Origin of the sequence: Bartonella sp. AD13SXNS (genome assembly GCF_042196465.1) — a bacterium.
In the GTDB taxonomy this organism is placed as follows: Bacteria; Pseudomonadota; Alphaproteobacteria; order Rhizobiales; family Rhizobiaceae; genus Bartonella.
Genome location: NZ_JBHIQI010000035.1, coordinates 1 through 4,618 on the forward strand (window position 1 = coordinate 1; position 4,618 = coordinate 4,618).

Annotated in this window: 3 protein-coding genes and 3 pseudogenes; 2 read left to right on the forward strand and 4 right to left on the reverse strand. The window is 41.1% G+C overall.

Annotation, left to right across the window (positions count from 1 at the left end; translation table 11 throughout):
- Positions 1–254 precede the first annotated feature (254 nt).
- Positions 255–1,424 (forward strand): annotated as a pseudogene (locus tag ACFIMQ_RS08950) (tyrosine-type recombinase/integrase).
- 207 nt (positions 1,425–1,631) lie between these two features.
- Positions 1,632–1,772 (forward strand): annotated as a pseudogene (locus ACFIMQ_RS08955) (helix-turn-helix transcriptional regulator); the annotation flags it as partial.
- A 281-nt stretch (positions 1,773–2,053) separates the two neighbouring features.
- Here the strand turns inward: ACFIMQ_RS08955 and ACFIMQ_RS08960 are convergent.
- From ACFIMQ_RS08960 to ACFIMQ_RS08975, 4 genes and pseudogenes are all read right to left on the reverse strand, one after another.
- Positions 2,054–2,458, reverse strand: coding sequence for a hypothetical protein (locus ACFIMQ_RS08960; RefSeq protein WP_375703878.1), 405 nt, complete (start codon positions 2,456–2,458; stop codon positions 2,054–2,056).
- A complete protein-coding gene (locus tag ACFIMQ_RS08965; RefSeq protein WP_375703879.1) occupies positions 2,455–4,011 on the reverse strand; it encodes a filamentous hemagglutinin in 1,557 nt (518 codons plus the stop codon). Before ACFIMQ_RS08965 ends, ACFIMQ_RS08960 begins: the two co-directional genes overlap by 4 nt.
- Positions 3,999–4,403, reverse strand: coding sequence for a hypothetical protein (locus ACFIMQ_RS08970; protein WP_375703880.1), 405 nt, complete (start codon positions 4,401–4,403; stop codon positions 3,999–4,001). Before ACFIMQ_RS08970 ends, ACFIMQ_RS08965 begins: the two co-directional genes overlap by 13 nt.
- A pseudogene (locus ACFIMQ_RS08975) lies at positions 4,400–4,618 on the reverse strand (hypothetical protein); the annotation flags it as partial. The gene ACFIMQ_RS08970 and the pseudogene ACFIMQ_RS08975, both read right to left, overlap by 4 nt.

Here is a 4,618-nt window from a genome sequence, read left to right on the forward strand (position 1 = left end):
GCAACCTGTTGCGCTCCATTCGCACGTGCCATGGCTTTTTCTGCTTCTTGACGTGCATTTACAACCTGCTCTAACGGTAACAACGCATTGATTTATAATGATAATTTACTGTTTTGTATGTTGAGTGAGAGTCCCGAATATCGTAGGATTCTCTCATTTCAAACCTGCTTATCTTGAATCAATCAAAACCACTCATTTGCACATAACAAGTGGGATGAGTGTGTGGATAAAATTTGTATAAGAAAGGAGTAAAAATGGCTCTTATGAACCGTCTTAATGCAAGATCTGTCGCAGCAACATTGGGGGCTGGCAAATATAACGATGGTGCTAGCTTGTTACTTCATAAGCGTAAAAATGGGGGTGCTCAACGGATTTACCATTGTACCATACACGGGCGCCGGCATGAAATGGGCTTGGATACCTTGAGAGATGTTTCTTTAAAACAAGCCCGTGAATTGGCAACTGGGTGGCGAGCTGTTTTACGTGAGGGGCGTGACCCTATTAAAGAACGCAACAAACAAAAGCGTGAGGCAATGCGCAATCTCCATTATTTAAAAGATATTGCTCTAGATGCTTTTGAAAGCCGTAAAGCTGAATTAAAAAATGATGGTGAGGCTTGTAATTGGTTTTTACATCTACGCCTCCATATTCTCCCTAAATTAGGCTGTCTGCCCGTTTCAGAGATTACACAAACAGAGATACGTGATACCCTTGCCCCTATTTGGCATACAAAAGCTGGAACTGCTCGAACAGCACTGATGCGTCTTAATCTTTGTCTCAAACATGCGGCTGCATTAGGGTTAGATGTTGATTTACAAGCAGTAGAAAAAGCACGCGCTCTCTTAGGCAAACAACGTCATAAAAAACAAAGCTTACCAGCTATGGATTGGAGAGATGTGCCGGCTTTTTACCAATTTCTCTGCAAAACAACAACTATAAAACATTTAGCTTTGCGTCTGCTTATCCTTACAGGAGTTCGTAGCAATCCTTTGCGTCATATTCGTGAAGATCAGATTGAAGATGATATCTGGACAATCCCTGCTGAGAATATGAAAGGCAAGCGTAATGCCACAACAGAGTTTCGCGTGCCCCTATCATCTGAAGCAATAAAAGTAATTGAACAAGCCCGCTGTATCTCTAAAAGTGATTTCATCTTTTCACTTACCGGTCGTGGTCCTCTTTCACATACGATGATGGCGGCGTATATGAGAAAAAATAAAATTGAAGCCTGCCCCCATGGTTTTCGTTCTAGTTTACGTGATTGAGTAGCAGAAACAACCGATTCCCCTTATGAGGTCGCTGAAACCATTCTAAGTCATACAGTAGGAGGACAAGTAGAGCGCTCCTATCGTCGTACTGACTATCTAGAACAGCGCCGTGTCTATATGAATAAATGGGCGGCTTATGTCACAGGTCAAACCTAAAATATGGGGTGAATAACCCCATTATCTGTGGATAACTTTAACTCTCTTTTCTCTCATTCTTTCTCAATAAGAGTCATGAACTATCACATCAGAAATTATATGATAAATATTGTTTTCTATAAATAAAATACCTTCAAAAATGAACCAAAATGTGGTTAATAAATAGTTATATTTTGTTTTCTTTTTTTATAGTGAAAGGATTTTAGAATGACAGAAAATGATATTCTTTTAACTGACCGTGAAAGTGCAAAATTGCTTCATATGAGTGTCTCAACATTCCGCCGTCATGTTACCAATGGCTCTTTACCAAAACCTTTAAAATTTGGTTTTTTATCCCGTTGGTTACAATAGGATCTTTTGAATGTCATCGAGCAAGCAAAACAGCAACGTTATAACGACGCGGCATAAAAAGAAAACCTTGTCACATAAGGATGGACAAGGCTTTCTCAAACTCATCAACTTGGATGATAACAAAAACCGTCCTGTATCGCAACCTGGTTATAGGATTACTAAGTACATTCTACGCCATATTGCTTTACATACAATATTGAGATGATTGGTTGAGAAAACAGTCCCACCATTCCAAGCAAAGGCAAGGATGGCGGATTGTTGATCATCACAAGCAAGACTTAAGGATAGCATTCATATTGTTCTGGATGCTTTTTACAAAACGGGCTGTTCAAGCGCTTCTTGACACTGCGCTGTGGTATGACAGCACCTGGACGACAAATGGGAAGATCCTCGGCTTTATGATTTACACACCAAGTTCCCCCTCCCACTTTATCACGAAAACCTGATTGAATCATACAAGCTTCTATGGTTGCTATTGCATTGTAGCTGAGCTTTCTGCTTTCTGGATCAGTATCATAAGGGGTTGGCATTCCACATTCTAATAAGGCTTTTCCTACCTCAGTAAAATCAGTAACACCATTTTTCTCCCACGTAGCTATCTCTCCTGGAGGAGGTTTATCGATATTACATCCAGTTACACTCACCAAAACTATTCCACTTAATAACTTTAAAATGTATTTCATTTTTTACTCCTTGATTTACTTAAAGGAAATTGTTCACGATGAGATGTGCCATAAAACTTTTGGCATTTATAACCCACATCTCCAAGGCAAGTATGGGAGCTTATGGGATTCATGATCACTCTCCACCATTCTTTCCACCAATTACTACCAGCAGGTATTGTCTCGTAAGTATAGCCATTGCCGCCAATAATTCTGCTGACAAAGTCATATCTATGCCCATCAAAACCAACAGTGGTTTGTTTGCCATCACTCACATAACCTAACAGACCGGATGCAACTAAAACATTAAAGGCTGGTCCATGGAAACTGATCGTTGTATTGCCAGCTACATCATTTACACCTTCTTGTTTGAAAGAATTCAGCATATTAAAGCCTGTCAAACTGCCTCGACTATGGGCATCAAAATGCAATCCTGTGTTACCATAGCGAGACATTATATCTTTTGCTTCTTGTGTTGAATTGGTCAAACCCCAAAAGTTATTTTCCATAAACTTCTGATAGCCCGCGACTAGAAGTTCTGAGATAGCAGAATCAGCTTCTGGGAACACAACAAAATAAAGCGGTACATTTTTATTCTCCGCATGTTGCTCTGCATAAACAGCAGCTTCATAGGGTGGCGTAAAGATGCCATTAAAGGACACATGCACTTTGCCATCAGAGCCTTCTTGCAAATGCTGCTTTTCTTCATCCGTTAAATAATGGAACTTGGGGATTTTTTGTCCACGAGCATCTCTTATAGGTACCCCATTCGCATCTATTTCATAGATTGTATTGCCATTTTCATCACGGTCGACCACGGCGATGGGGTGCTCTTTGATAAACATGGTTTTATAGGAGTCATCGCTGTATTTAAATCCTTCTTCCAACAATTGCGTTGCCATTTCGCGGTTTTCATGGACGATTTGTTCCAGCTTGCCTACATCGAGCTGTTGTACACCCTTATGGGCGCTAGCAGTATCACGATTAAGGGAGGCTATGGCTTGCTCAACATCTTGCCCTGTTAATGCCTTCTGCCCTGCTTCATCAGTAATGACGATAGTGCCATTGCTGATAGCAGATTTGGTATATCCTTCCTCTGAATCTTTAGCTTTTGAATGATCTAAGACATTTTTAGCAATGTTTTTCCCGACACCATATTTGCCCTGATACATCGGACCACCCGCCGAAATGCTTAAACCTTGGCTGCTAGCTTGAGCATGCGCACTGTTGCTGATATCACTGGTGCTAATGCTTCCTGTGGTCAGGCTGTTTTTTTCTGCCGGCGCGGTGCTTTCAATAATACCTCCGGTCAGCGTTGTTTTATCTTTAACGTTGATCTTAAAACCACCATCACCCGCTTTGATGCCTGATTGTTCCACAACACTATGATAATCGCTGGAGGATTTATCCTTTTGGAAAGAGGCGCTCATGGAGCCCCCACCACCCGTTTGTCCAGCACCAAAACCAACAGAAACAGAGTTTTGCTTGATTGAGAAAACAATCCCACCGTTCCAAGCAAAGGCAAGGATGGCAGATTGTTGATCATCACCAATAGCAAAACTTAAGGCTTGCATTCAGGTGCATTTTTATACTTTTTACAAAAAGGGCTGTTCAAGCGCTTCTTGACACTGCGCTGTGGTATGACAGCACCTGGACGACAAATCGGCAAGTTTTTCTCTTTAAAAGTATAACACCACCCCCCCCCTCTTTGATCTTTATAGCGGAATCCTGCTTGAACCATGCAAGCATCAACTGTTGCTTTCGCATTAATACTCTGCTGTTGGTTTTCTGGAAAAACATCATAAGGGGTTGGCATACCACATTCTAACAATGCTTTTCCTATCTCCGTAAAATCTGCACCAGGTTTCTCCCACATACTCAGAGCCCCTGGAGAAGGCTTATCAATGTTACATCCAGCTACACTAACCAAAACTATTCCGTTTAATAATTTCAAGATTTGTTTCATTTTTTCCTCCCTGAATATTTTGAATAAATTGGCGTACGATTAGGTGAACCATAGCGCGATGTACAAGCATCACTTGGATGTCCATAACAAGCATGGACACTGGGGTAGCCCTTAAATATTTGCCCTCTCTCTTTCCAAGGACCACTTCCAGGAGGTATTTGCTCAAAAGTGTAAGGATTTTTGCCAATCTTTGTACCAACAAAGTCATTTTTATG